This window comes from Pseudomonas chaetocerotis, from assembly GCF_015712105.2.
Lineage (GTDB): Bacteria > Pseudomonadota > Gammaproteobacteria > Pseudomonadales > Pseudomonadaceae > Aquipseudomonas > Aquipseudomonas chaetocerotis.
In genome coordinates this window covers 69,470-95,428 of record NZ_JACFYX020000017.1, presented here as the reverse complement: position 1 = coordinate 95,428, position 25,959 = coordinate 69,470, and the positions used below count along the sequence as shown (strand labels likewise).

General features: G+C 62.9%; 23 protein-coding genes and 1 pseudogene. 15 read left to right on the top strand and 9 right to left on the bottom strand.

Annotation, left to right across the window (positions count from 1 at the left end; translation table 11 throughout):
• Positions 1-40: 40 nt before the first annotated feature.
• Complete coding sequence (gene metH, locus H3221_RS23800) at positions 41-3,751, top strand: methionine synthase (RefSeq protein WP_196476120.1); 3,711 nt, start codon at positions 41-43, stop codon at positions 3,749-3,751.
• 152 nt (positions 3,752-3,903) lie between these two features.
• Positions 3,904-4,239 carry an osmotically-inducible lipoprotein OsmE gene (gene osmE / locus H3221_RS23795; protein WP_192980783.1) on the top strand — a complete coding sequence of 112 codons (336 nt, stop codon included), beginning with the start codon at positions 3,904-3,906 and terminating at the stop codon, positions 4,237-4,239.
• A gap of 41 nt (positions 4,240-4,280) precedes the next feature.
• On the opposite strand, the gene H3221_RS26025 is transcribed toward osmE, so the two are convergent.
• Together H3221_RS26025 and H3221_RS23790 are read right to left on the bottom strand one after the other, a co-directional pair.
• Positions 4,281-4,367, bottom strand: a complete 87-nt coding sequence (locus tag H3221_RS26025; protein WP_450091415.1) for a hypothetical protein — start codon at positions 4,365-4,367, stop codon at positions 4,281-4,283.
• A gap of 88 nt (positions 4,368-4,455) precedes the next feature.
• On the bottom strand, positions 4,456-4,749 hold the full coding sequence (locus H3221_RS23790; RefSeq protein ID WP_074678475.1) for a DUF1883 domain-containing protein: 294 nt from the start codon (positions 4,747-4,749) through the stop codon (positions 4,456-4,458).
• Positions 4,750-4,888: 139 nt separating this feature from the next.
• Here H3221_RS23790 and H3221_RS23785 point away from each other — a divergent pair, with 139 nt between their 5' ends.
• The 4 genes and pseudogenes from H3221_RS23785 (at position 4,889) to H3221_RS25970 (ending at position 9,001) form a co-directional block, all read left to right on the top strand.
• Positions 4,889-5,914 carry a DUF5924 family protein gene (locus tag H3221_RS23785; protein ID WP_196476121.1) on the top strand — a complete coding sequence of 342 codons (1,026 nt, stop codon included), beginning with the start codon at positions 4,889-4,891 and terminating at the stop codon, positions 5,912-5,914.
• Between the two features lie 15 nt (positions 5,915-5,929).
• Entirely contained in the window at positions 5,930-6,970 is a 1,041-nt protein-coding gene (locus H3221_RS23780; RefSeq protein ID WP_196476122.1) for an RNA methyltransferase, read from the top strand.
• Positions 6,971-7,117: 147 nt separating this feature from the next.
• Positions 7,118-8,143: pseudogene (locus H3221_RS25975) on the top strand (HAMP domain-containing protein); the annotation flags it as partial.
• Positions 8,144-8,173: 30 nt separating this feature from the next.
• A complete protein-coding gene (locus tag H3221_RS25970) occupies positions 8,174-9,001 on the top strand; it encodes a methyl-accepting chemotaxis protein (protein ID WP_397428113.1) in 828 nt (275 codons plus the stop codon).
• Between the two features lie 69 nt (positions 9,002-9,070).
• On the opposite strand, the gene H3221_RS23770 is transcribed toward H3221_RS25970, so the two are convergent.
• The 4 genes from H3221_RS23770 to H3221_RS23755 are packed head-to-tail and all read right to left on the bottom strand — an operon-like array spanning position 9,071 to position 12,846.
• Positions 9,071-10,147, bottom strand: coding sequence for a polyamine ABC transporter substrate-binding protein (locus H3221_RS23770; RefSeq protein WP_196476124.1), 1,077 nt, complete (start codon positions 10,145-10,147; stop codon positions 9,071-9,073).
• Positions 10,148-10,196: 49 nt separating this feature from the next.
• Entirely contained in the window at positions 10,197-10,538 is a 342-nt protein-coding gene (locus tag H3221_RS23765; RefSeq protein WP_196476125.1) for a cupin domain-containing protein, read from the bottom strand.
• 34 nt (positions 10,539-10,572) lie between these two features.
• Positions 10,573-11,979: an NAD(P)/FAD-dependent oxidoreductase gene (locus H3221_RS23760; RefSeq protein ID WP_196476126.1), complete on the bottom strand. Its 1,407-nt coding sequence runs from the start codon at positions 11,977-11,979 to the stop codon at positions 10,573-10,575.
• A gap of 45 nt (positions 11,980-12,024) precedes the next feature.
• Positions 12,025-12,846, bottom strand: coding sequence for a helix-turn-helix domain-containing protein (locus tag H3221_RS23755; RefSeq protein ID WP_196476127.1), 822 nt, complete (start codon positions 12,844-12,846; stop codon positions 12,025-12,027).
• A 119-nt stretch (positions 12,847-12,965) separates the two neighbouring features.
• Here H3221_RS23755 and H3221_RS23750 point away from each other — a divergent pair, with 119 nt between their 5' ends.
• Complete coding sequence (locus tag H3221_RS23750) at positions 12,966-13,193, top strand: DUF2970 domain-containing protein (RefSeq protein WP_196476128.1); 228 nt, start codon at positions 12,966-12,968, stop codon at positions 13,191-13,193.
• Here H3221_RS23750 and H3221_RS23745 read toward each other — a convergent pair whose 3' ends face one another.
• Complete coding sequence (locus H3221_RS23745; RefSeq protein ID WP_196476187.1) at positions 13,194-14,222, bottom strand: ABC transporter substrate-binding protein; 1,029 nt, start codon at positions 14,220-14,222, stop codon at positions 13,194-13,196.
• 465 nt (positions 14,223-14,687) lie between these two features.
• Here H3221_RS23745 and H3221_RS23740 point away from each other — a divergent pair, with 465 nt between their 5' ends.
• The 3 genes from H3221_RS23740 (at position 14,688) to H3221_RS23730 (ending at position 17,370) form a co-directional block, all read left to right on the top strand.
• Positions 14,688-16,346: a nitrite/sulfite reductase gene (locus H3221_RS23740; RefSeq protein WP_196476129.1), complete on the top strand. Its 1,659-nt coding sequence runs from the start codon at positions 14,688-14,690 to the stop codon at positions 16,344-16,346.
• Complete coding sequence (locus H3221_RS23735; protein ID WP_196476130.1) at positions 16,330-16,827, top strand: DUF934 domain-containing protein; 498 nt, start codon at positions 16,330-16,332, stop codon at positions 16,825-16,827. The genes H3221_RS23740 and H3221_RS23735 overlap by 17 nt, the downstream gene beginning before the upstream one ends.
• 141 nt (positions 16,828-16,968) lie before the next feature.
• Positions 16,969-17,370, top strand: coding sequence for a transcriptional regulator (locus tag H3221_RS23730; protein WP_196476131.1), 402 nt, complete (start codon positions 16,969-16,971; stop codon positions 17,368-17,370).
• An 87-nt stretch (positions 17,371-17,457) separates the two neighbouring features.
• Here the strand turns inward: H3221_RS23730 and H3221_RS23725 are convergent, their stop codons facing one another.
• The gene (locus H3221_RS23725) at positions 17,458-19,152 is read right to left on the bottom strand and encodes a DEAD/DEAH box helicase (protein WP_196476132.1); all 1,695 of its coding nucleotides are present in this window, start codon (positions 19,150-19,152) and stop codon (positions 17,458-17,460) included.
• Between the two features lie 289 nt (positions 19,153-19,441).
• Entirely contained in the window at positions 19,442-20,221 is a 780-nt protein-coding gene (locus H3221_RS23720; protein ID WP_196476133.1) for a spermidine synthase, read from the bottom strand.
• A 136-nt stretch (positions 20,222-20,357) separates the two neighbouring features.
• Between H3221_RS23720 and H3221_RS23715 the strand changes: the two genes are divergently transcribed.
• The 5 genes from H3221_RS23715 to H3221_RS23695 are packed head-to-tail and all read left to right on the top strand — an operon-like array spanning position 20,358 to position 25,933.
• Complete coding sequence (locus tag H3221_RS23715; protein ID WP_196476134.1) at positions 20,358-21,686, top strand: flavin-containing monooxygenase; 1,329 nt, start codon at positions 20,358-20,360, stop codon at positions 21,684-21,686.
• Positions 21,683-22,621, top strand: coding sequence for a bile acid:sodium symporter family protein (locus H3221_RS23710; RefSeq protein WP_196476135.1), 939 nt, complete (start codon positions 21,683-21,685; stop codon positions 22,619-22,621). The genes H3221_RS23715 and H3221_RS23710 overlap by 4 nt, the downstream gene beginning before the upstream one ends.
• A complete protein-coding gene (locus H3221_RS23705; protein WP_196476136.1) occupies positions 22,621-23,403 on the top strand; it encodes an SDR family NAD(P)-dependent oxidoreductase in 783 nt (260 codons plus the stop codon). Before H3221_RS23710 ends, H3221_RS23705 begins: the two co-directional genes overlap by 1 nt.
• Complete coding sequence (locus tag H3221_RS23700; RefSeq protein ID WP_196476137.1) at positions 23,403-24,143, top strand: sulfite exporter TauE/SafE family protein; 741 nt, start codon at positions 23,403-23,405, stop codon at positions 24,141-24,143. Before H3221_RS23705 ends, H3221_RS23700 begins: the two co-directional genes overlap by 1 nt.
• Positions 24,140-25,933, top strand: a complete 1,794-nt coding sequence (locus tag H3221_RS23695) for an N-acyl-D-amino-acid deacylase family protein (RefSeq protein WP_196476138.1) — start codon at positions 24,140-24,142, stop codon at positions 25,931-25,933. The genes H3221_RS23700 and H3221_RS23695 overlap by 4 nt, the downstream gene beginning before the upstream one ends.
• Positions 25,934-25,959 lie beyond the last annotated feature (26 nt).

The window sequence follows — 25,959 nt, the reverse complement described above, 5'->3', positions numbered from 1 at the left end:
CATCGCGCCCCTCTGTTTTCGCTTTGCTCAGGTAGTTCTCATGTCCGATCGCAGCGCCCGCCTCCAAGCCCTCCAGCAAGCTCTGAAGGAGCGCATCCTGATCCTCGATGGCGGCATGGGCACCATGATCCAGAGCTACAAGCTGGAAGAGGCCGACTACCGTGGCGAGCGCTTCGCCGACTGGCCGAGCGACGTGAAGGGCAACAACGACCTGCTGCTGCTCAGCCAGCCGCAGATCATCGCAGCCATCGAGAAAGCTTATCTGGATGCCGGCGCCGATATTCTGGAAACCAATACCTTCAACGCTACCCAGGTGTCCCAGGCCGACTACGGCATGGAAAGCCTGGCCTATGAGCTGAACCTGGCCGGCGCCCGCGTAGCCCGTGAAGTGGCCGATGCCAAGACGTTGGAAACCCCGGATCGCCCGCGCTTCGTCGCCGGCGTGCTGGGCCCAACCAGCCGCACCTGCTCGATCTCCCCGGACGTCAACGATCCCGGCTACCGCAACGTTACCTTCGATGAACTGGTAGACAACTACACCGAGGCCACTCGCGGCCTTATCGAAGGTGGCGCCGACCTGATCCTGATCGAGACCATCTTCGACACCCTCAACGCCAAGGCAGCGATCTTCGCCGTGCAGCAGGTCTTCGACGAAGACGGCGTCGAGCTGCCGATCATGATTTCCGGCACCATCACCGATGCCTCCGGCCGTACGCTGTCCGGCCAGACCACCGAGGCATTCTGGAACTCGGTGCGCCATGCCAACCCAATCTCCGTCGGCCTGAACTGCGCCCTTGGCGCCAAGGACCTGCGCCCCTATCTGGAAGAACTGGCCAACAAGGCCGACACCCATGTGTCCGCCCACCCCAACGCCGGCCTGCCCAACGCCTTCGGTGAATACGACGAATCGCCCGCCGAGATGGCTGCGGTGGTCGAAGAGTTCGCCGCCAGCGGTTTTCTGAACATCATCGGCGGTTGCTGCGGCACTACGCCGGGACATATCCAGGCCATCGCCGAGGCCGTGGCCAAGCACCCGCCGCGCGTGATTCCGGACATTCCCAAGGCCTGCCGCCTGTCCGGCCTCGAGCCCTTCACCATCGACCGCAAGTCGCTGTTCGTGAACGTCGGCGAGCGCACCAACATCACTGGATCGGCCAAATTCGCCCGTCTGATCCGCGAGGAGAATTACACCGAGGCGCTGGAAGTCGCCCTGCAGCAGGTGGAAGCCGGCGCCCAGGTGATCGACATCAACATGGACGAGGGCATGCTCGACTCGAAAGCCGCCATGGTCAGGTTCCTTAACCTGATTGCTGGCGAGCCGGACATCTCTCGTGTGCCGATCATGATCGACTCCTCCAAGTGGGAGGTGATCGAAGCCGGCCTGAAATGCATCCAGGGCAAGGGCATCGTCAACTCCATCTCCATGAAGGAAGGCGTCGAGCAGTTCAAGCACCACGCCAAGCTGTGCAAGCGCTATGGCGCCGCTGTGGTGGTAATGGCCTTCGACGAGGTCGGCCAGGCCGATACCGCCGCGCGCAAGAAGGAAATCTGCCAGCGCAGCTACGATATTCTGGTCAATGAAGTGGGTTTCCCGCCGGAAGACATCATCTTCGACCCGAACATCTTCGCCGTCGCCACCGGCATCGAGGAGCACAACAACTACGCGGTCGATTTCATCGAGGCCTGCGCCTTCATTCGCGACAACCTGCCCTATGCACTCAGCTCGGGCGGCGTGTCCAACGTGTCGTTCTCGTTCCGCGGTAACAACCCGGTGCGCGAGGCGATCCACTCGGTGTTCCTCTACTACGCGATCCAGAACGGCCTGACCATGGGCATCGTCAACGCCGGCCAGCTGGAAATCTACGACGAGATTCCCAAGGAGCTGCGCGACAGGGTCGAGGACGTGGTGCTCAACCGCACACCCGGCGGCACCGACGCCTTGCTGGCAATCGCCGATCAATACAAGGGTGACGGCGCCGCCAAGGAAGTCGAAAACGAAGAGTGGCGTTCGCTTTCGGTCGTCAAGCGCCTGGAACACGCGCTGGTAAAGGGCATCACTGCCTTCATCGTCGAAGACACCGAGGAGTGCCGCCAGCAGTGCGCGCGCCCCATCGAAGTCATCGAAGGCCCGTTGATGAGCGGAATGAACATCGTTGGCGACCTGTTCGGCTCGGGCAAGATGTTCCTGCCCCAAGTGGTGAAATCCGCCCGGGTGATGAAGCAGGCCGTAGCGCACCTGATTCCCTTCATCGAAGCCGAGAAAGGCGACAAGCCGGAGGCCAAGGGCAAGATCCTCATGGCCACGGTCAAGGGTGACGTGCACGACATCGGCAAGAACATCGTAGGCGTGGTGCTGGGCTGCAACGGCTACGACATCGTCGATCTGGGCGTGATGGTGCCGGCGGAGAAGATCCTGCAGACCGCCATCGCCGAAAAATGCGACATCATCGGCTTGTCCGGTCTGATCACCCCGTCGTTGGATGAAATGGTCCACGTCGCCAAGGAAATGCAGCGGCAGGGCTTCACCCTGCCGCTGATGATCGGCGGCGCCACAACTTCCAAGGCGCACACGGCGGTGAAGATCGACCCGCAGTACAGCAACGACGCGGTGGTCTACGTGACCGACGCCTCGCGCGCCGTGGGTGTTGCTACCCAACTGCTGTCCAAGGAACTCAAACCTGACTTCGTGCAGCGTACCCGAGACGAGTACGTGGTCGTGCGTGAGCGTACCTCCGCCCGCGCTTCGCGAACCGAACGTCTGAGTTACGACAGTGCCATCGCCAACAAGCCAAAGTTCGACTGGCCGAGCTACAGCGCACCGAAGCCGAGCTTCACTGGCGTCAAGGTGCTGGATGACATCGACCTCAACGTACTGGCCGAGTACATCGACTGGACGCCTTTCTTCATCTCCTGGGACCTGGCCGGCAAATACCCGCGCATCCTCACCGATGAAGTCGTCGGCGAAGCGGCCACTGCCTTGTTTGCCGATGCCCGGCAACTGCTGAAAAAGCTCATCGACGAGAAGCTGATCAAGGCGCGCGCGGTGCTGGGTTTCTGGCCGGCCAATCAGGTGCGTGACGACGATATCGAAGTATACGGAAAGGATGGCGAGCAGTTGGCCACCCTGCACCACCTGCGCCAGCAGACCATCAAGCCCGACGGCAAGCCGAACCTGTCGCTGGCCGACTTCGTCGCGCCCAAGGACAGCGGCGTGACCGACTACGTCGGCGGTTTCATCACCACTGCCGGCATCGGCGCCGAAGAAGTGGCCAAGGCTTACGAGGCCAAGGGCGACGATTACAACGCGATCATGGTCAAGGCCCTTGCCGACCGCCTTGCCGAAGCTTGTGCCGAATGGCTGCACGAGCGCGTGCGCAAGGAGTACTGGGGTTACGCCAAGGACGAGCAACTGGACAACGACGCGCTGATCCGCGAGCAGTACAAGGGCATTCGCCCTGCTCCTGGCTACCCGGCCTGCCCGGATCACACCGAGAAGGCTACGCTGTTCAAGCTGCTCGACCCCGAGGCCGACTACCACAAGGCCGGCAAGAGTGGCGTGTTCCTCACCGAGCACTACGCCATGTTCCCGGCGGCGGCTGTGTCCGGTTGGTACTTCGCCCACCCCGAGGCGCAGTACTTCGCCGTGGGCAAGGTCGACAAGGATCAGATCGAAAGCTACAGCGCGCGCAAGGCGCAGGACATCAGCGTCAGCGAACGCTGGCTGATGCCCAACCTGGGCTACGACGACTGATGCAAAAGAGCCCGCAATCGCGGGCTCTTTTCATTCATGCAGCGACGAACAAGGTGCGGCTTGCGCCGATCATCGAAAAGCTCGAACTACTATGCACGGGCGCGGCTCCAAAGCATGTCGAGCCATTTCGGCTCAATCGACGGAGCGATGACATGTACAAGCACAGCCTTGCAGTACTGGCCGTAGCGGCGGCGGTGAGCGGTTGCTCGACCTTCGAGAACCCGGCCGATTACCTGACCTTCCGCAATGAGCCATTGGTCAAACAGGTCGACCACGGCATGACTCAGGAGCAGGTACGCACCATCGGTGGGCCACCCTCTTCGGACGTGCGCAACAGCGTCACAGGCGGCACCTGCAACAACTATGTGCTGAATGTCGACGGCCTGGAACAGCCCTATTACGTGGACTTCGACGTCAATGGCCGGGTTGACAGCAAGGGCTTCATGACCTGCGAGCAGCACCAGGGTAACCAGCGCAAGCGGCTCTGAATACGATCAGCCCCGCTGCACGCAGCGGGGCCATTCATTGGCTAGAAGATCAGCGAGAGCAATCCCACCGCCACGATCAGGCCGATGATGAAAATGATACTGACGGTACCGCCCAGAAACTTCAGCATGCTGACTCTCCTTTTTCGAGGTCCACTGGTTGTGACCTCGGCCTGGCAGTCAGCATTTAGCTTTTTTCTTCACCTGCAGCGGCAAGCATCAGGCGCCCGGGCGACGGACGATCTTGATGCTGTATTCCATCTGTGGCTTGCGCGTCACGCTCACCGCTTTACGACTCACGGTATCCAGCGTGATGTTCCAGAAACCACTGGAGGGCACGCGGATCTTCGCCGGGAACTTGATGAAGGCGCCACCGTGATAACTGTGACGGCCACGGTTCCTGAACGCGCGAAAGTTGGCATCGTTCATCAGGCGGATGTTGCAGGGCTGCGAACACTGGATGACCACCAGATCGCCCTCTTCCAGATGCTCGCGTTGATGGATGAATTTCATCGTTTTCGGACTCGGTGGTGAAACGGGGGCGCAATAGTGCCGCAAGCGGCCCGGCACCGCCAGCGCAGCTGACGACTCGCTTGCAGCCAAGGCTCGCGCTACCTAGGATGCGCGCCCAACACTGTCATTTGCTGCTGCCATGAAAGTCGTGCTCGACCGCATCCCCACGCTGATTGCCCTGCTGCGCCGTTACCCAGGCCTTGTCGCCCTGTTCGGTTTCTGCTCAGGCGTGGCCAGTTTCCTCCTGGTCGACCGCCAGGCGCATCTGGCCAAGGTGCTCGGCGTGGTACTGCTGGTCAGCTGGGTCTGGTTGATTCTGGAGAACCTGCTGCGCGAACGCATTGCCCGGCGCTTCGGCTTCGAATTGCCGCTGCCGCTGCTGCGCTACGGCACACAGATGATCCACCAGGAAAGTCTATTCTTCGTCTTGCCGTTCTTCTTCATCACCACCACCTGGAACAGTGGGCAGATACTGTTCAGCGGCCTGCTGGCGATCGCCGCCTTGGCCTCGATCACCGACCCGATCTACTACCGCTGGCTGGCGCCGCGCCGCTGGCTGCTGCTGATCTTGCACAGCCTGGCGCTGTTCGCGGTGATGCTGACCGCGCTACCGATCATCTTTCATCTCAGTACACCACAGAGCTACCGCATCGCCCTGCTGGTCGCCACGGTGCTGGCGCTACCGAGCCTGCCCGGCCTGATCGGTTTCGCTGGCTGGCGACGCATCGTGCTGCTGGCCGCCCTGCCTCTGGCGATGGCCAGTGCCGGCTGGATGGCGCGGAGCTGGGTGCCACCGGCAACGCTGTGGCTGACCGAGGTAGCGATAAGCGATCATTTCGACGGCGCGCAACGCACGCCTGGCGAGAGCCTGCAACAGATCAGGCCGGAACAACTGCGCGATGATGGGCTTTACGCCTACACCTCCATCAACGCCCCACGCGGCCTCAACGAGCGCATCTACCACGTCTGGCAGCACAACGGCCAGGAAGTCGACCGCATTGCGCTGGACATCAATGGCGGGCGCAAGGAGGGCTATCGCGCCTGGACGCACAAACTCAACTTCCCGGCCTCGCCCGAAGGCCGCTGGCAGGTGCGGGTCGTCACTGAAGCCGGGCAGATGATCGGCGTGCTGCGCTTCGACGTGGTCGCTCCCCCTGCCAAGTGATAGCATGCGCGCCCCATGCAGCTCACCGAACTCAACCAACGCCTCGCCGACCTTGGCGCCAAACCCCAGCATATCGGGCGCATTACCCGTGCCTGGCTGCAAGGCAAGGCGCTGGATACCGGTACCAAGCACCAGAAGACCGAGAACTTTCTGCCACTGACGGTACGTGAAGGACTGCCAGCCATCGCCAGCGAACTCGACGCACTGGCCCGGCTGCGCTCCGAGCACCCTGGCGCCGATGGCTCGGCACGCCTGCTGGTGGAGTTGGCTGATAAACAGATGGTGGAAAGCGTACTGCTGCCGCGCGATGGCCTGTGCATCTCCAGCCAGGTGGGCTGTGCCGTGGCCTGCGTGTTCTGCATGACCGGCAAGAGCGGACTGCTGCGCCAGCTCAGCAGCGCCGAGATGGTCGCCCAGGTCGCCCTGGGCAGGCGCTTTCGTCCGGTGAAGAAAGTGGTGTTCATGGGCATGGGCGAGCCAGCGCACAACCTCGACAACGTGCTGGAAGCCATCGACCTGCTCGGCACCGAGGGCGGCATTGGTCAGCGCAATCTGGTGTTCTCCACCGTTGGTGACCCACGGGTGTTCGAGCGCCTGCCCAAGCAACGCGTGCGCCCTGCCCTGGCGCTGTCATTGCATACCACCGACGCCGAACTACGCCAGCGCCTGCTGCCCAAGGCACCGCGGATCGATCCCGAAGAGCTGGTGGAGTTGGGCGAGGCCTACGCTCGCACCATCGACTACCCGATCCAGTACCAGTGGACCCTGCTCAAGGGCATCAACGACAGCCAGGAAGAAATGGACAACATCCTGCGTCTGTTCAAGGGCAAGTTCGCCGTGCTCAATCTGATCCCCTATAACAGCCTGGAAGCCGACGACTACCAGCGTCCCGACGGCGAGCGCATCGTCGAGATGGTGCGTTATCTGCACAGCCGTGGCGTCCTGACCAAGGTGCGCAACTCGGCCGGCCAGGATGTCGACGGCGGTTGCGGCCAACTGCGCGCCCGCGCAGTGGATGTGGTCAATACCAGTCGCTTGCACAGAAAGCGCAGCTGAGCCTCAAGAACGGCACCTGAGAGCCGATACAAGCGCATACAGAGAGACCATACGTCCAGCAGGCAAAACGCCAGCACTGTACCAGGTTTGCAAAGAACCGCATTGCATGGATGCAGCCCCGTCGTCTTGGCGCCCAGGAGCCCATTCATGAAAATCGCCCACAAGGTCGGTATCGCCGCCGCTACCGTGCTGTTCCTCACCACCAGCCTGCTGTCGCTCTCCCAGGTCAGCCAGGTCCGCGACACCCTGCGCAGCCAGGTCGAATCGAGCATTGCCGAATCGAGTAATGCCCTGGCCAGGCAGATCGAGAACTGGCTCAACGCCAAACTGCGTCTGATTGACCTGATATCGCAAACCATCGACAGCAGCTACAGCCCTCAGGAAAACCAGCGCGTATTCGATGCGCCACTGCTCAAAAGCGAGTTCATTCTGGTCTTCGGCGCGCTGGAAGCGGACGGCAAGCCAATCAAGAACAGCGACGACTGGAAACCCAGTGCCGACTGGGACGGCCGCAAGCGTCCCTGGTATGCGACCGGCAAGGCCAGCAGCCAGGCAGTGTTGACCGAGCCCTACGTCGACTCGACCACCAATGAGATCCTCATTTCCGCTGTGGCTCGAATCAGCGACGCCGGCCGGTTCCTTGGCGTATTCGGTGGCGATATCCGTCTGCAATCGGTCGCCGATGCGGTCAACACCCTGGACTTCAACGGTGCCGGCTATGCCTTCCTGCTCAGCCGCTCGGGCAACATCATTTCCCACCCCAATGCCGAGTACAACGGCAAGTCCTACAGCGAACTGTTCGACGGCCATAGCCCGGCGCTGGGCAAGGAGCTGCACGAAGTCGAAGCGGACGGCAAGAGCCTGCTGGTCTCCTTCACCCCGCTACCCAACCTGCGCGGCATGGACTGGTATATCGGTGTAGTGCTGGACGAAAGTGTGGTGATGGCCGAAGCCAACCGCCTGACCTGGCTGGCCGTGGTTGGCACCGTGGTCGGCGTCGCCATCAGCCTGGTGGTGCTGGGCCTGTTGATGAACAGCCTGCTCAAGCCGCTGAGCCTGCTCAGTACCTCGTTGCGTGAGATCAACAGCGGCGAAGGTGACCTGACGCGCCGCCTGGCGATCACCAGCAACGACGAGATCGGCGAGTTGTCGCAAGAGTTCAATCGCTTCCTGCAAACCCTGCAGACATTGATTGGCGACGTCATGGGCAGCTCGCACCAGGTCCGTGAAAGCACGGCCCTGACCTCAAATGAGTCGGAACAGGCCGCCCGCCGCCTGCAGGAACAGCTGCAGGAACTGGATCAGCTGGCCACCGCCATGCAGGAAATGGCCTCCACCGCCGAAGAGGTGGCGCGCAACGCTCAGGCTGCGGCTCAGGCGGCCGTGGCCGCCAACGAAGAAACCGAGAATGGCGTGCGCGTGGTCTCGCAATCGAGTTCGGCGATTCGCCATCTGGCCAACGAGATGGACGAAACCAGCCACGCGATCAACGAACTGGCCAAGCTCAGCCACAACATCGAGTCGATCCTGCAGGTAATCACCAGCATCGCCGAACAGACCAATCTGCTGGCACTGAACGCCGCCATCGAAGCAGCGCGCGCTGGCGAGTCAGGCCGTGGCTTTGCCGTGGTGGCCGACGAAGTGCGCTCGCTGGCCTCGCGCACCCAGCAAGCCACCCAGGAAATCCGCCAGATGATCGATCAGCTGCAAGGCGGTGTACGCCAGGCCGAAAGCCGCATGCAGCAGAGCCGCGACACGGCCAGCAAGACCGCTGAGGACGCTGGCGCGGCCAACGATATGCTCGGCCGTATCCGTGAGGCGATCACCCGCATCAACGACATGAACCTGCAGATTGCCACAGCGGCCGAAGAACAGAGCGCCACCACCGAGGAGATCAACCGCAACACCACCAACATTCGTGATATCAGCCACGAACTGGCCGGCGGCGCCGAGCAGCAGGTGCGCCAATGCGCCTCGATGGTGGAACAGGTTGGCCAGCAGGATCGCCTGCTGGGGCGTTTCAAGGTCTGAACCATGAACGATTGAATGACGCACAGGAAAAGCCCCGGCATGCCGGGGCTTTTTTCACCGAGTAGACGCTCAGACGCCGCTCTTCACCTTGCTCCAGATACGCGTGCGCACCCGGTCAATCTTCAGCGGCATGGCTTCCAGGGTGTACAGCTTGTCCATCACCGACTCCGGCGGATACACGGTTGGATCAGCCTTCAGCGCCGGGTCGACCAGAGCGTCGGCCTTGGCATTACCGTTGGCGTACTTCACATGATTGCTGATGGCAGCCATCACCTCGGGCTGCAGCAGGTCGTTCATGAAGGCGTAAGCGCCCTCCTCGTTGTTGGCATCGACCGGCATGGCCACCATGTCGAACCAGATCGGCGCGCCTTCCCTGGGAATCTCGTACTGGATCTTCACGCCGTTGCCCGCTTCCGTAGCACGCGCACCGGCCTGCATGATGTCGCCGGAAAAGCCCACCGCCATGCAGATCTCGCCGTTGGCCAGATCGCCGACGTACTTGGAGGAATGGAAATAACGCACATTCTTGCGCATCTCCATCAGCAACGCCTCGGCGCGCTTGTAGTCCTCGGGGTTCTTGCTGTGGTGTGGCAGGCCCAGATGATGCAGGGCGATGGGCAGCATTTCCGGGCCGTTGTCGAGGATCGCGACGCCACACTCGTTGAGTTTGGCCAGTTTGACGGGGTCGAACAGTACGTCCCAACTGTCCATCTTCACGTCATCGCCCAGCGCTGCGCGCACCTTGTCGACGTTGTAGCCGATACCGGTGCTGCCCCACAGATAGGGGAAACCGTGCTCGTTGCCCGGATCGTTCACCTCCAGCGTCTTCATCAGCACCGGGTTGAGGTTGTTCCAGTTCGGCAGCTTGCTGCGATCGAGCTTCTTCAACGCTCCGCCCTGAATCTGCCGGGCCATGAAGTGGTTGGAGGGAAAGACCACGTCGTAGCCTGAGCGGCCGGCCATCAGCTTGGCGTCCAGAGTCTCGTTGCTGTCGTAGACATCGTAATGGGTGCCCAGGCCGCTGCTCTTTTCGAACTGCTTGAGGGTGTCCGGGGCGATGTAGTCCGTCCAGTTGTAGATGCGCACACTGTCGGCGGCATGAGCGGTGCCGGCCAGGATCAGGCACGGCAGGAGTTTCTTCAGCATGGGATACCTCATGAGTTGTTGTTCTAGGCAGTCACTGAAAAGTGCTGATTCAGAAGATCAGCACATAGGTCTTGCGCACCGTTTCTTGTATGTCCCAGATGCCGAGGGTATTGGCCGGCATCATCAGCGCGTCGCCGGCGCGAATCTCGATGGGCTCGCCGCCGTCAGGGGTGAAGGTGCAACGCCCCGCCACGAAGTGGCAGAACTCTTGCTGGACGATCTGCCGGCGCCAGCGCCCCGGCGTGCATTCCCAGATGCCGGTCTCTACGCCGTCACAGCGCTCGACGCTGGTGGTCGAGGTAACCGCCACCGGCTCGCTCAGAGGTACGGCGACCGGGTTGGAGGCGTCCAGGCCGACGTTGGGGGTGTCACGAAAATGGGTGATGTTCATGTGGACTCCAGATAAAGGGATGGCTGGTAACCGCTCAGCGCATCAGGCTTTCCATGCGCGCCGCGACCGCTTGCGCCAGGCGTCGACGCCAGGCCGGACTGCGCGGGTTGGCGAGCACCTCGTCCTCATGGACGAAACTGCGGATGATGGCGTTGTAACCAAGCCAGCGGCAGGGTTCGGGCTCCCAGCGTCTCAGGCTGGAAATCGGGCTGTCAGTCGATACCCAGGGCTGGTGCAGCAATTCGCTGTCACGGCCAAGAATCAGATCGGCCAGGGTGCGACCGCCCAGGTTGGTGGCACCGACACCCTCACCGCCATAACCGCCAGACAGCGCGATGCGGTTGCGGGTGTCGCGCAGCATGTGCGGCTGGAAACGCCGCGCCATGCCCAGATTGCCGCCCCAGGAATGGCTGAAACGCACGTTGCGCAACTGCGGAAAGATCTCTCCCATCAGGTAGCGGCGCAGGCTCAACTCGTCCTCGGTGAGATTGAAGTCACTGCGCAGGCGTCCGCCAAAGCGATAACCACCGCGCGCACCGAAGATCAGGCGATCATCGAGGCTGCGCTGGCCATAGGTGACCTGACGACTGAATTCGCTGAACGCCTGCCCTCGTTCCAGGCCGATACCGGCCCAGACATCCGCCGGCAGCGGTTCGGTGGCGACGATCAGGCTTTGCACAGGCAACTGGTGATTGCCCAGCGGCGGCAAGCTGGCAGCGTAACCTTCGATGGCCGGCACCACCCAATCAGCCGTGACGCGTCCCTGAGTGGTGCGCACCAGGCCGGGCTGCCAGTCGATCACCGGACTGCGCTCGTAGAGTTCTACACCCAGGCCCTCGACGCAGCGCGCCAGACCTCGCACCAGCTTGGCAGGCTGGATCGTCGCGCAATGCGGGCTGTACAGCGCGCCGTAGGCATTGGCCAGGCGCAGCTGTGCGGTCAGTTCGCTTGGTGCCAACCAGCGGTAATCGTCTTCGCTCAGGCCCAGCGCACGCAGTTCTTCGAGATATTCACGCAGGCGCACCTCCTGCTCGGGATAGCGCGCGGCGCAATACAGCACGCCCCCCTTGCGCAGGTCGCAGTCGATACCTTCACGGGCGACCACCGAGGCCACTTCATCAGGAATACCGTGCAGCAGATCGAAGGACGCCTTGCGCTCGGTCGCTGGCAGGCCGGCCAGCAGGCGATCTTCGCCGAGCAGATTGCCCATCAGCCAGCCGCCATTGCGCCCGGAGGCGCCGAAGCCGGCGGTCTCGGCCTCCAGAATCACCACACGCAGCTGCGGCGCCTGGCGCTTGAGGTAATAGGCGGTCCACAGACCGGTGTAACCGGCGCCGATGATCGCCACGTCGGCGTGCAGTTCGCGTTGCAGGCTGGGCCGCGCCTGCAGCGGATCATCGAGCTGATCCATCCACAGACTGATATTGCGCCAGGGATTCATCCACGCCTCCGTCATCAATCGATGACACAAGGCTAGTAGTGACGATCAGTCGCTGTCTTGCGTGCGTGCCCGCGAGGAAATCTGCTTGAGATAGGCCTTCGGCGACAGCCCGGTGTGGCGCTTGAAACAGCTGTAGAAGGCCGACAGGGAATTGAAGCCGGCGGCAAAGGCCAGCTCGTCGATACGCTTGAGGTCGCTCCCGGCCTGCAAGCCATCGAGCAGGTACTGCAGGCGCGCGCGATTGACGTAGCGATAGAAGCTCTCGCCCAGCACCTGATTGAGCAGGTGGGAAATCTGGTTGCGGCTGTAACCCGTCGTCGCCGCTACCTGCTGCAGATCCAGTTCGGGGTCGAGAAAGGGCTGGCTGCGCTGGAAATAGTCCTGCAGATCCTGCGCCAGTTGACCGAGCTGGCGGGCCGACAGCCCCAGGCGGCTGATGGCCGGGCGCGAACTGGCCGCTTCGCCAGTGCCACGGGCCTCACGCACCAGGGTGGCATATTCGTTGATCTGCCAGATCAGCCCGTCGCGCACGGTGATGGCTTCGCCGGTGCGAAACGACACCAGCCCTTCCCCACCCTGCAGGCTGGTGCAGTACTGGATGAAGGCGGTATGGCCGTCGATGCGGATGCGGTCGACGTGCTCCAGCAGCTCGCCCGGGCGGCGCGGCAAGTTGTTCTCGACGTACTCGCGCAGATCACCCAGGCGCATGCAGCGCTGCTGATAGAAGTCGTTGTACTCGATCTGGGGGTGATACAGCGCCATCACCGCGTCGAGGTCGCGGTGCTTCCAGCTAAGGTGGTAGCGCAGGATGGTTTCGCGAGTACGCTCGGTCTGCGCAGCGTCGTCGGGGAAGGGATCGTCAGACATGGTCAGGGGCGGTGGTCAGCGACCGGGCAGATTGCCTGATTCGCCGGAACCGGCCTAGCCCTTTCGTGGCGACTTCGCGGCTGCAGACTATGCTTGCAGGACTGACGTAGAGGCCAACCATGAGCAATCAGGACAAAGACTCCGAACAGAGCCCGCTGACACTGCGCGAGATGCTGCAGAGCGTACTGGCGGCAGCGCTCGGCGTGCAGAGCGGGAAGAACCGCAGTCGTGACTTCAGCCGCGGCAAACCCAGCCACTTCATTCTGCTCGGTGTGCTGTTCACCGCGCTGTTCGTGATCGTGCTGCTGGTCACGGTGAAGTTGATTCTGCATCTGGCTACCCGTTGATCAGTCCAGCAGGAATGCTATCGAGCAGTCGTAGCGTTGCTGTTGGGGCTGCGTCAGCGCGCTGAACTGGCGAAAGTCCATATCGATGTCCGACTGGCCGAGGCGTGCCAGCAGTTTGCGCGATTGCGCCCTGTCGAGCAGGCGCAGCAGCGATGCTACCTGGTCTTGGCCGCCGCGCTCGATGAAATCCAGATCACGCGCATGGTCACTGAGCATCACCAGCGCGCAGGCACCCAGAAGAAAGTGGCCGCTCGCCAGAACATCGATGCGTCCCTCGATATGCGCCTGCAGCACCCGAGCCGAGTTGTTCAGAGCGGCATAGCGCAGCGCTCTCCCCTGCTCGTCAGCCGCTCGCATCACACCAAATGCCATTTCATCGTTTGCAGACCAGACCAGGCTCACATTCGGATAGCGCGGCAACAGGCTCAGCGCCTGTTCATAGGCGCGCTGCTCCTGCCACTCACCGTGCACTGCCTGTACCAGGCGCACATGCGGCGCCTCGTTCAGGGCACGTTGCAAACCAGCCAGGCGCAGGATCGATGACGGTGTTTGCTTGACCCCGGAAAACGCCAGCAACTCGGCCGGTTGTCCCTTGGCGAGCGCGATCAGCTCGCGTCCCATCCGGTAACCCGCCTCTTCATCATTGGGAACCAGGCTACCGAGCCAGTTGCGGTGACGTTCGCGACTGCCACCGATCAGCGCCTGCTGTTCGTCGGTGAGCGTGCTGTGCAAGGCGAAAAGACCAACCTGGCTGCCCTCGAACAGGCGCAGAAGCAAAGGCCCCAGGAACTGCTCGTTGGTGAAGACCAAATAGTCCGGATGCTCACCGTCCAGAACCTGCCGGGCGTTGCTTAGCATGCGCGTTGGATCACGCTCGCCGTAGAGGACTTTCAGCTCGAGGCCGAGATCGCCTGCGGCGTCCTGCATGTAGCGGGTGTAATCGGTCCAGAATGGCTCGTCGGAATGACCAGGGTTGAGGAAGATCACTGACGGCGCACGGGGTTGTGCTGACGCCAATGCGCAGCACAGTAATAACCACAGGCCCAACACCCACCGGATCACGGCTCCCCTCCCCAATTAACCGGGGCGCAGTATAGGGCGCAAATGATAAAAGGCCGACCGCTAATGCGTATCGGCCTTCGCCCTCACTGTCCGCTGACCCAGAAGACTGCCGTGCCTACCGCAATCAGGATCAGGCAAAAGATCGCCCAGGCATCGATAACACTGTCGGCATTTTCCACTTCGGTGTGTTCGGTCATGGTTCCCCCTCTTCTTGTGCTTTTGGGTGATGCACACTGCATTTAAGACCAGCCTTGGCCATCGCTCAAACCATATGGTTATGCTCTAGGGCAGTCTTATTCCCTAAACCTAGGTTTATATATTCAAACATCACTTTTACGCATAAACCTGAGCTGGTATCGTGCCCCGGCTCCTCGGGGAGTGCGCGGCCGTGCGCGCTGATTGGCAGTAAGTAGCCTGAAAACAGGACCCTTCATGTACGTATATGACCAGTACGATCAAAAGATCGTCGAGGATCGCGTCAAGCAGTTCCGCGATCAAACCCGCCGCTACCTCGCCGGAGAGCTGAGCGGCGAGGAATTCCGTCCGCTGCGCCTGCAGAACGGTCTGTATATCCAGCGTTACGCGCCCATGCTGCGCGTCGCCGTGCCTTACGGCCTGCTGTCGTCCGCCCAGGTTCGCGTACTCGCGCGCATCGCCCGCGACTACGACAAGGGTTATGCCCATATCAGCACCCGGCAGAACGTCCAGTACAACTGGCCGGAGCTCGAAGACGTGCCGGAGATTCTTGCCGAGCTGGCCACCGTGCAGATGCACGCCATCCAGACCAGCGGCAACTGCATCCGCAACACCACCACCGACCAGTTTGCCGGCGTGGCCAAGGACGAGATCGTCGATCCGCGCCCCTGGTGCGAAATCATCCGTCAGTGGTCGACCTTCCACCCCGAATTCTCGCACCTGCCGCGCAAGTTCAAGATCGCCGTCAACGGTGCCGTGGGCGACCGTGCCGCCATCGAAGTGCATGACATCGGCCTGGAAGCGGTGAAGAACGAAGCCGGCGAGCTGGGCTTCCGCGTTTCCGTCGGTGGCGGTCTGGGCCGTACCCCGATCGTCGGCAGCTTCATCAACGAATTCCTGCCGTGGCAGCACCTGATCACTTATCTCGACGCCATCCTGCGCGTGTACAACCGCTATGGCCGTCGCGACAACAAGTACAAGGCGCGCATCAAGATTCTGGTCAAGGCACTGACTCCCGAGGTGTTCGCCCAGCGGGTGGACGCCGAGTGGGCGCACCTCAAGGATGGCCCGAGCACCCTGACCGAAGCCGAAGTCGCCCGCGTTGCCGCGCACTTCGTCGATCCGGCCTATCTGCCCCTGCAGGACGAAGACGCCCTGCTCGCCCAGCAGAACGCCGAACATCCCGGCTTCGCCCGCTGGCGCGAGCGCAACACCTTCGCTCACAAGAAGCCTGGCTACGTGGCCGTGACCCTGTCGCTCAAGCCCACCGGCGTGGCGCCGGGCGACGTCACCGACAAGCAACTCGACGCCATCGCCGACCTGGCCGATCGTTATTCCTTCGGTGAAGTGCGCAACAGCCATAACCAGAACATCATCCTCGCCGACGTCGAGCAGCGTCAGCTACTGGCCCTGTGGGGCGAGCTGCGTGAGCAAGGCTTCGCCACGCCGAACATCGGCCTGCTGACCGACATCATCTGCTGCCCGGGCGGCGACTTCTGCTCGCTGGCCAACGCCAAGTCGATCCCCATTGCCGAAGCCATTCAGCGTCGCTTCGACGATCTCGACTACCTGTTCGACATCGGCAATATCGACCTGAACATCTCCGGCTGCATGAACGCCTGTGGTCACCACCACGTCGGCCATATCGGCATTCTTGGTGTCGACAAGAAAGGCCAGGAGTTCTATCAGGTATCGCTCGGCGGCAGCGCCGGCCGTGACGCCAGCCTGGCGCAGATCCTCGGCCCATCCTTCGCCGAAGCGGACATGGCCGATGTGATCGACAAGATCATCAAGGTCTACGTCGAGCAACGCACCGAAGAAGAGAGCTTCCTCGATACCTACCGTCGCGTCGGTATCGACCCGTTCAAGGAGCGCGTCTATGCAGCGAATCATTAAGAACGGTCAGGTGGTCGACGAGACCTGGCACCTGCTGGCCAAGGACGTAACCCTGGACGTCATCCCCAACTGCGACGACATCATCGTCCCGCTGGCCCTGTGGCGCGAGCATGCGCACGCCCTCAAGGCCCGTGACGGCGGCCTCGGCGTATGGCTGGAAGCCGGTGACGAGATCGAGGAGGTCGCCGATGACCTGGCGCATTTCCAGGTCATCGCCCTGGAGTTCCCGGCCTTCACCGATGGCCGCCACTCCTCCACCGCCTACCTGTTGCGCACCCGCTATGGCTACGAGGGCGAAGTACGTGCCATTGGCGACGTGCTGCGCGACCAGCTGTTCGCTCTCAAGCGCGTCGGTTTCGATGCCTTCGCCGTGCGCGCGGACAAGGATCCGTACGATGCGCTGAAAGCCTTCGAGGACTACAGCGAGGTTTACCAGGCCTCGGCCGATCAGCCGCAACCGCTGTTCCGTCGTCGCGCCTGATCAAGGCCGCTGAACCGCCCAAAACGCCCCGACTGATTCGGGGCGTTTTGCTTTGTGTACTCCGCTCGCGCAATTCAGGTCGAACCGTAGCGCGTAGCTGAAGTCGGACCTCATAAGCCCATCGCACAGGGAGAGACCACCATGAAGCACGACTGGGACCTGATCGAGCGCCTGCTGCACGAGGCACAGAACTCCGCTGGCAAACCCTTCGCCCCGCGTCGCTACGCCGAAGACCTGGCCGATGAACATGAGAGTGCCGGCGACCCCGTGGACAATCTCGATCATCTGCGCGCCGAGGCCACACGCTACGAAGCGCGCCTGCTGAAGAATGGCTTCATCGAGCCGCGCCCGGAAGACGAAGGTGGCAACGGTGAAAACTTCGTGCTCACCGCTCGCGGCGCGCAGCTGCTGAGCATGCTCGACAGCAGCATCCCCGGCAGTGAGCGACCACGTGCAGTGCTCGACGAGACCGGTGAAGCAGCATTGACGCCCGAAGTGTTCGACCGACTGGCGCTCAAGGCCAATCTCGGCGAAACCCGCTGAGTAGGCAGCGCATGAACAAAAACGCCGCGCCCTTGAAAGGGGCGCGGCGTTTTGCTGATCCTGAAGCGAGGCACAAGGCCTGGCGGATCAATCCTCGCGGTAGCGACGCAGCTTCAGTGCCTTGCCGGCCACGCGGGTGTCCTTCAGTTTGCCCAGCAGACGATCCAGACCGTCTTCCGGCAACTCGACCAGGCTGAAGGTTTCGCGGATCTGGATACGACCGATGGCTTCGCGAGCCAGGCCACCCTCATTGAGGATGGCGCCGAGCAGGTTCTTCGCAGCGACACCATCGCGAGTACCCAGCGCAGTGCGGCAACGCACGCGACCTTCGGTCAGCGGCAGCGGCGCACGGCGCTCGCGATATTCGCCGCGCTCACCGCCGCGATCAGCACCACGATCGCCGTCACGCTCGCGACGCTCACGCGGAGCACCGCCAGCGCCCGGCACCAGTGGCTGCTCGCGCTCGACAGTGGCCAGGTCCAGGGCCTGGCCGTTGGTGGCCTTTTTCAACAGCGCAGCGGCCAGGGCGCGCGGGCTGCAGCCGATATCGGCGGTCAGACGGTCGAGCAGATCGCCATGGCTGGCTTCGGCATCGGCCACCAGCGGAGCCAGGCTGTTGGTCAGTTTCTTGATGCGGGCATCGAGCACCTGCTGGGCGTTCGGCAGTTTGACCTCACCGACCTTCTGCCCGGTGACGCGCTCGATCACCTGCAGCATGCGACGCTCACGCGGCGTCACCAGCAGCAGCGCACGGCCATCACGACCGGCGCGACCGGTACGACCGATACGGTGTACGTAGGACTCTGGATCGTACGGCATATCGACGTTGAATACGTGGGTGATGCGCGGTACGTCGATACCACGAGCAGCCACGTCGGTCGCCACAACGATGTCCAGACGGCCATCCTTGAGCGATTCGATGACGCGCTCGCGCTGGTTCTGGGCGATGTCACCGTTCAGCGCAGCGGCCTTGTAGCCTTTGGCTTCCAGGGCACTGGCAAGATCCAGGGTGGCTTGTTTGGTACGCACGAAGGCGATCAGCGCGTCGAAATCCTCGACTTCCAGCAGACGCAACACGGCGTTGGTCTTCTGGTCGGCGTGGATCATCAGATGCGCCTGCTCGATGCGCGAGACGGTTTGAGTCTTGGCAGCGATCTTGATGTGTTGCGGCTCACGCAGGTGCTTCTCGGCAATGGCGCGAATCGAGTGCGGCAGCGTGGCGGAGAACAGCACGCTCTGGCGGCTTTCCGGCATGGCTTCGAAGATCACTTCGAGGTCATCCATGAAGCCCAGCTTGAGCATTTCGTCGGCTTCGTCGAGTACCAGGTACTGGATGGTCGACAGTACTTTCTCGTCGCGACGCAGGTGGTCGACCAGGCGACCAGGCGTGGCGACGATGACCTGAGCGCCCTGGCGAATGGCCTTGAGCTGTGGGCCCATGGGCGCACCGCCGTAGACGGCGACCACATTGAGGCCAGGCATCTGCTTGGAATAGGTTTCGAAGGCGGTAGCGACCTGCAGGGCCAGCTCGCGGGTCGGCGCCAGAATCAGTGCCTGTGGCTCGCGCTTGGTCGGGTCGATTTTCGACAGGATCGGCAACGCGAAGGCTGCGGTCTTGCCGGTACCGGTCTGGGCCTGGCCGATCATGTCCTGGCCGGCGAGGATCACCGGAATGGCTTGCGACTGGATCGGAGACGGCTCTTCGTAACCAACAGCGGTCAGAGCGGCGAGAATATTGGAGTGAAGTCCGAGCGCGGCGAAGCCGCCGATTTCCTGGGTCATGGGTCTGCCTCAAGTGCATCCGCAAAGACCCATGTTCCAAAGCTGCGCATGCCGTGTAAGACCTTGTGGGTCACCCTGGCAGCCTGGTCGGCGGGGATTTGCGAAAACGTGATGAAAGTGAATCGTCAAGGATAGTCCGCGGGGGACTGGCTGCCGGGTGTTAATTTCCCGGGCGAGTTGCACTACCTGAACGTGGCCAGAAAATTGGCCGGCGCGAACTATACCGGAAAATCCTGACTCGGGTGCTGGTTTTTATCGATTGGCACGCATCCAACCGCTCAACGGCGCATCAAGTGGCCGGGCGCAGCGCTTCGATCAGCGGTTGTAGCGAGTACCCCAGGCGCGGCGCCAGCTCGCCCGCACGCATCTGCAGGCGCCCCATGTTCAAGCGCTGTTCGAGTTCGGCGGGGATCAGCAGCACCACGTTGCCCTCCTTCACCGGGCACTCCCAATAGTGCCGGTGATAGAGGCCGCGCAGCAGTGCCGCGCCCAGCGGCTTGCCGTCATTGCCTGCCCATTGGTTGATGATCAGCCAGCCGCCCGGGTTGAGTTTTTCGCGGCAGCGCTCGAGAAACCGCCAGGCCAGATGCCCGACGCCCGGCCCCTGGTCGGTGTACAGATCGAGAAAGATCAGGTCGGCGGTTTCCGCAGTGTCGAGCAACTCGGTGGCATCGCCGATGCGAATGGTCAGCCGTGGATCATCGTCCAGGCCGAGAAACTCCATGGCCAGACGCGGTACGTCCGGGCGCAACTCGATGGCCTCGACGTCCTCCAGCGGCAGGAACTTCAGGCAAGCCTGGGTCAGGTTGCCGGCGCCAAGACCCAGGAACAGCGCCGTTTCCGGCGCATCGTGGCACAGCGCGCCCAGCAGCATGGCGCGGGTGTAGTCGTATTCCAGCCAACTGGGATCGCCCTGGAACACGCAGCTCTGTTCGATCGCATCACCAAACTCGAGAAAGCGGTAGGCGCCGATCTGCACCACACGGATCACCCCGAAGGCGTCGCGCACCTCGGCCAGCAGAACCTCTTCCTGCTGCTGCAACTCGTCGTTCGGCGGCAACCCTGGCATCGATACCTCTCCCACAGTGACATCCCGTACCACAAGAACCGGGCTAAAGGCGCCGATTGTCATTGAAGCAGCCGCCCTCGGTCACGCAATAATTCCAACACTTGCGCTGCTACTCATAACAATAACGAGGTTCGCCATGTACGCCATCATAGGTGCCGGCCCCATGGGCCTGTGCACGGCCCGGCAATTGAAGAAGCACGGTATCGATTTCGTCGGCTTCGAGCTGCACAGCGACGTCGGTGGCCTGTGGGATATCGATAACCCGCACAGCAGCATGTACCACTCGGCGCACCTGATTTCCTCCAAGGGCACCACCGAGTTTCGCGAATTCCCCATGCGTGCCGAGGTGGCGCCCTACCCGCACCACAGCGAGATGCGCCGCTACTTTCGCGACTACGCCAGGCAATTTCGTCTCTACGAGCATTACCAGTTCGACACCCGCGTGCTGCGGGTGCAGCGCGAGCCACAGGGCTGGAAGCTGATCAGCGAGCGCAACGGCGAGCAGCGCGAGTGGCATTTCAAGGGCGTACTGATTGCCAATGGCACCCTGCATACGCCCAACCTGCCGCGTCTGCCCGGTGATTTCTCCGGTGAGTTGCTGCATTCAAATGCCTACAAGAGCGCGGATATCTTCGCCGGCAAACGGGTGCTGGTGGTCGGCTGCGGCAACTCGGCCTGCGATATCGCCGTCGATGCCGTGCATCGCGCTGCCTCGGTCGACCTTTCGGTGCGCCGTGGCTATCACTTCCTGCCCAAGTTCATCCTCGGCAAACCCACCGACACCTTCGGCGGCGTGATCAAGCTACCGCGCCGTCTCAAACAGCTGGTTGACGGTCTGCTGGTACGCGCCCTGGTCGGCAAACCTTCGCAGTACGGCCTGCCCGACCCGGATTACCGCCTGTACGAGTCGCATCCGGTGATGAACTCGCTGGTGCTGCACCATATCGGCCACGGCGACATACGCCCTCGCGGCGACATCACCGCGGTGAGCGGGCACAGCGTGACCTTTGCCAATGGCGAACACGCCGAGTACGACCTGATCCTGATGGCCACCGGCTACAAGCTCGACTACCCCTTCATCGCCCGCGACGAGTTGAACTGGCCGCAAGATGCCGGTGCACCACAGCTGTATCTCAACGTCTTCCACCCCGAGCACGACGACCTGTTCATGCTCGGCATGGTCGAGGCCTCCGGCCTGGGCTGGCAGGGTCGTGACGAGCAGGCGGAGCTGGTCGCGCTGTATATCCGCCAGTCGCAGGCTGGCAGCCCTGCAGCTCAGGCCCTGCGCCAGACCATTCGCGCTCTGGCCAGCCAGCGCCTGGACGGTGGCTTTCGCTACCTGCAACTGGCGCGCATGGCCTATTACGTGCACAAGGACAGCTATCGCAGACGTATCGCCGAACACAGCGCCGCACTGCGCCGTGAGCTGGCCAGCGACGGCGCACTCGCTGCACAGGGGGCATGAGCATGGAACAGGTCAATATCGCCTTCGACCCCAGCAGCCTGGTGCTGATCAACCTGATCGTCGCGTTGATGATGTTCGGCGTTTCACTGGAGCTGCGCGCCGAGGACTTCCGGCGTATCGCCCGCACGCCCAAGGCGCCGCTGATTGGCATGCTGGCGCAATTCGTGCTGCTGCCGGCGCTGACCTGCCTGGCCTGCTGGGCCCTGGCCATCGAGCCGCAACTGGCGCTGGGCATGACCCTGATCGCTGCCTGCCCAGGCGGCAGCTTCTCCAACATCATGACCTGGATGGCGCGCGGCAACGTCGCGCTGTCGGTGAGCATGACCGCCGTTTCCAGCGTCGTCGCCAGCGTGCTGACACCGCTCAACTTTGCGCTGTACGCCTGGCTCAATCCCCACACGCGGCCCTTGCTGACGCAGATCGAACTGGACCCGCTGAGTTTGTTGCTGCTCGTGCTGCTGGTACTCGGCCTGCCTCTGCTGGCTGGCATGTGGATCGGCCGGCGCTTCCCGCAACTGACGCTGAACGTGGAAAAGCCCCTGCGTCTGTTCGCCTTGCTGGTAATGCTCGGTTTCGTGGCGCTGGCGTTCAGTCGCAACCTCGAGCAGTTCACCCGACATTTCCATCTGTTCTTCTGGCTGGTGGTGGCGCACAACGCCCTGGCACTGAGCATTGGTTACCTCAGCGCCCGCCTGAGCGGGCTGACGGTGGCCGACCGCCGTGCCCTGACGCTGGAAGTGGGCATCCAGAACTCGGCGCTGGGCCTGGTGATCATCTTCACCTTCTTCCCACAGGCCAGCGGCATGTTGCTGATCGCTGCGTTCTGGGGCTGCTGGCACCTGATATCCGGTCTGAGCCTGGCCTGGATGTGGTCACGCAGACCGCCTGCAGATGACGCGTTGCTGGCACCCTTGCCCAGCACAGGAGAGCGATGATGCGCGTAGTCCTGATCAGCGGCGCCGCCAGTGGCCTCGGCTGGCAACTGGCGCGTGCCTGTCACGCACGTGGCGATGCACTGCTGCTCACCGATATCGACGCCAATGGTCTCGCGGCTCGCGCCAATGAACTGGGCAGCGAACGCGTCATGGCCCTGGCCGGCGACATCACCGAACCCGAGCTGCATGAGCGTCTGCTCGATGGCTGCCGACAGCGCTTCGGCCGACTGGACGTGCTGATCAACAACGCTGGCATCACCCATCGTTCGCCGACGCTGCGCACGGATCCAGCGGTGTTTCGCAAGGTCATGGCGGTGGATTATCACGCACCACTTGAGCTGACCCTGGCCGCGCTGCCGCTGCTGCGTGAAAGCCGTGGCCAGGTGGTCGCCATCGGTTCCATGGCCGGCTGGATGCCGGTCCTCGGACGCGCCGGATACTGCGCTGCGAAGAGTGCCCTGGGCCAGGCCTTCGAGGTGCTCCGCGCCGAGATCGTGCGTGACGGCATCGGCCTGCTGATGGTCTATCCGAGCTTTCTCGATACGCCCATCGACCGCAATGCCCTGGGTGGCGACGGCAAACCGGCCGGCCACGCCCGCTCGACCATTGGCAGGATTCGCAGCGCCGACTGGATGGCGCGTCTGATTCTCGATGCGCTGCAGCAGCGCCGCGAACGCCTGTTTCCCGACCGTGGCAGCTGGCTGGCGAGCCTGCTCTGGCGTCTGGCGCCGGCGCTGTACCACCGCAAGATGAGCCAGCGCTTCGCCGGGGAGATCAGCTGATGACACTGGCGCCCTACGCCCTCGGCGTCTTCATTCTGCTGGCCTATACCCTGGAAGCCGTCACCGGTTTCGGCAGCGTGGTCATCGCCCTGTCGCTCGGCGCATTGCTGCTGCCCATCGATCAGGTGCTGCCGATCCTGGTGCCGCTGAACATCTGCATGACCGGCTACCTGGTGTATCGCCACTGGCGGCAGATAGACCGCCGTCTGCTGTTCGGCACCCTGCTGCCCGGCATGCTCATCGGTACGCTGCTCGGCTATTGGCTGCTGCCCTATCTGGACACCCAGGCGCTGAAGCTCGGCTTCGGTGCGCTGATCGTCTGGTTCGCCGGGCGCGAACTGTGGCGCCTGCGCCGGGCGAGCGCGCTGCCGCAACGCCCGGTCTGGATGACTCGCGTCATTACCCTGGCCGCCGGCCTCAGCCACGGCCTGTTCGCCTCGGGCGGCCCGCTGCTGGTCTACGGCCTGGCCGGCACCCAGCTGGACAAGGCGCGACTGCGCGCCACCCTGGTCAGCGTGTGGTTCACCCTGAACAGCCTGCTTACCCTCGCTTTCCTGCTCGACGGCCGCCTGCTGCCAGCGCTGCCCCAGGTGCTCACCTACGCCCCGCTCCTGCTGCTCGGTGTGTGGCTGGGCGAACGCCTGCACCGGCGCTTCGAGGAGCGTCATTTCCGCCTCGCCATCTACATCCTGCTGTTGGTCACCGGCATCCTGCTGCTGGCGCCCTGGAGACTGCCATGAGCTACGACATCATCATCAACAACGGCCTGTACTTCGACGGCACTGGCGCGCCGGGGGCAATCCGCCATGTCGGTATCCGTGGCGGCAAGATCGAGGTGCTCAGCCTCTGCCCGCTGGACGGCACCGGCTGCCCCGAGGTGATCGACGCGCAAGGTCAGTGGCTCACCCCCGGTTTTCTGGAGATCCACTCGCACTACGATGCCGAGGTGATCGCCGCACCAGCGCTTAAGGAGTCGGTGCGCCATGGTGTCACCAGCGTAACCATCGGCTCCTGCTCCATCAGCATGGTGCTGGCCGACGCCGAAGACTGCTCCGACCTGTTCACCCGCGTCGAAGCGGTACCGCGAGACTACGTGCTGCCAATCCTCAAGGAAAAGAAAACCTGGCGCGACGCCGCCGGCTATCGCGCCTTCTACGACCAGTTGCCGCTGGGCCCGAACGTCAATTCCTTCCTCGGCCATTCGGAATTGCGCGTGGCGGTGATGGGGCTGGAGCGCGCCACCAGCCGGGTAAGGCCCAGCGAAGCCGAACTCGCGCGCATGGAGCAGTTGCTCGAAGAGGCGCTGGACGCCGGGTGTATTGGCCTGTCAGTGATGACCACGCGACTGGACAAGATGGACGGCGACCGCGCCTGGTCCAGCCCGTTGCCGTCGACCTTCGCCAGCTGGAAGGAGTTTTCCCGGCTGTTCGCCGTACTTCGGCGGCGCGGCGCCGTGCTGCAGGGCGCACCGAATGCGGTGACCAAGGTCAACGTATTCGCTTTCCTCTGGCAGGCCCACGGCTGGTTCAGGAAACCGCTGAAATGCACCATGCTGACGGCGCTGGATCTCAAGTCGCAGCCGCTGCTGCACCGCTTCACCCGCCTTTCCGGCTGGCTGGCGAACCGGGTGCTACGCGGCCACTTCCGCTGGCAGACCCTGCCGGCGCCCTTCACCCTGCGCCTGGAAGGGCTCAACGTGAATGCCTTCGAGGAATTCGGTGCCGGCGAGATCCTGCGCAACATCAAGGACCCGGATGAGCTCTATGCCAAGGTCAGAGAGCCGGCGTTCCGCGCCCTGTTCAAGAAGCAGGTCAAGGCCGTACTGACCAAGGGGCTCTGGCACCGCGACTTTTCCGACTGCTGGGTGACCGAATGCCCGGACGCCAGCCTGATCGGCAGGAACTTCAAGCAACTGGGTCAGGCACGCGGCCTGGATGCGGTAGACGCCTACTTCGAGTTGGCCTGCCAATACCGCGAGGCGCTGAAGTGGACGACCTGCTACGGCAACCAGCGCGAGGCGATCATGCGCAAGCTGCTGGCCAGTCCCTGGACCCACCCTGGCTTCGCCGACTCTGGCGCGCACCTGCGCTCCATCGCCCAGTACAACTTCCCGCTGCGTTTTCTCAAGTACGTGCGCGATGCCGACCTGGCTGGCGAATCTTTCATGGAACTGGGCAAGGCGGTGCGCCGATGCAGTGGCGAGCTGGCCGACTTCATCGGCGTCGATGCCGGCTACCTGCGCGTCGGCGATCGTGCCGACCTGGTGCTGATCGATCCCGCAGGCCTAGACGAAACGCTGGACGAGCTGCACGAAGCACCGATGGAGGTGCTCGGCCTGGTGCGGGTGGTCAAACGCAACGATGCAGCGGTCGCACTGACGGTGATCAACGGCCGCATCGCCTATCGCCGTGGCCTCGAATACCCGGACGATCTCGGCAAGGCACAGCGCTACGGACACTTCCTGCCGGCGCGTGATCTATCGCCGCGACAACTGCCGGCGTGCGCCCACGAGCCAGCCGCTGCGTCATGAGCCGCAGCAGCGCCGATACACGTACG

Coding starts and splice junctions, on each gene's coding strand:
- metH (WP_196476120.1), top strand. CDS start 41: ATGTCCGATCGCAGCGCCCGCCTCCAAGCCCTCCAGCAAGCTCTGAAG.
- osmE (WP_192980783.1), top strand. CDS start 3,904: ATGTACAAGCACAGCCTTGCAGTACTGGCCGTAGCGGCGGCGGTGAGC.
- H3221_RS26025 (WP_450091415.1), bottom strand. CDS start 4,367: ATGCTGAAGTTTCTGGGCGGTACCGTCAGTATCATTTTCATCATCGGC.
- H3221_RS23790 (WP_074678475.1), bottom strand. CDS start 4,749: ATGAAATTCATCCATCAACGCGAGCATCTGGAAGAGGGCGATCTGGTG.
- H3221_RS23785 (WP_196476121.1), top strand. CDS start 4,889: ATGAAAGTCGTGCTCGACCGCATCCCCACGCTGATTGCCCTGCTGCGC.
- H3221_RS23780 (WP_196476122.1), top strand. CDS start 5,930: ATGCAGCTCACCGAACTCAACCAACGCCTCGCCGACCTTGGCGCCAAA.
- H3221_RS25970 (WP_397428113.1), top strand. CDS start 8,174: ATGGGCAGCTCGCACCAGGTCCGTGAAAGCACGGCCCTGACCTCAAAT.
- H3221_RS23770 (WP_196476124.1), bottom strand. CDS start 10,147: ATGCTGAAGAAACTCCTGCCGTGCCTGATCCTGGCCGGCACCGCTCAT.
- H3221_RS23765 (WP_196476125.1), bottom strand. CDS start 10,538: ATGAACATCACCCATTTTCGTGACACCCCCAACGTCGGCCTGGACGCC.
- H3221_RS23760 (WP_196476126.1), bottom strand. CDS start 11,979: ATGAATCCCTGGCGCAATATCAGTCTGTGGATGGATCAGCTCGATGAT.
- H3221_RS23755 (WP_196476127.1), bottom strand. CDS start 12,846: ATGTCTGACGATCCCTTCCCCGACGACGCTGCGCAGACCGAGCGTACT.
- H3221_RS23750 (WP_196476128.1), top strand. CDS start 12,966: ATGAGCAATCAGGACAAAGACTCCGAACAGAGCCCGCTGACACTGCGC.
- H3221_RS23740 (WP_196476129.1), top strand. CDS start 14,688: ATGTACGTATATGACCAGTACGATCAAAAGATCGTCGAGGATCGCGTC.
- H3221_RS23735 (WP_196476130.1), top strand. CDS start 16,330: ATGCAGCGAATCATTAAGAACGGTCAGGTGGTCGACGAGACCTGGCAC.
- H3221_RS23730 (WP_196476131.1), top strand. CDS start 16,969: ATGAAGCACGACTGGGACCTGATCGAGCGCCTGCTGCACGAGGCACAG.
- H3221_RS23725 (WP_196476132.1), bottom strand. CDS start 19,152: ATGACCCAGGAAATCGGCGGCTTCGCCGCGCTCGGACTTCACTCCAAT.
- H3221_RS23720 (WP_196476133.1), bottom strand. CDS start 20,221: ATGCCAGGGTTGCCGCCGAACGACGAGTTGCAGCAGCAGGAAGAGGTT.
- H3221_RS23715 (WP_196476134.1), top strand. CDS start 20,358: ATGTACGCCATCATAGGTGCCGGCCCCATGGGCCTGTGCACGGCCCGG.
- H3221_RS23710 (WP_196476135.1), top strand. CDS start 21,683: ATGAGCATGGAACAGGTCAATATCGCCTTCGACCCCAGCAGCCTGGTG.
- H3221_RS23705 (WP_196476136.1), top strand. CDS start 22,621: ATGCGCGTAGTCCTGATCAGCGGCGCCGCCAGTGGCCTCGGCTGGCAA.
- H3221_RS23700 (WP_196476137.1), top strand. CDS start 23,403: ATGACACTGGCGCCCTACGCCCTCGGCGTCTTCATTCTGCTGGCCTAT.
- H3221_RS23695 (WP_196476138.1), top strand. CDS start 24,140: ATGAGCTACGACATCATCATCAACAACGGCCTGTACTTCGACGGCACT.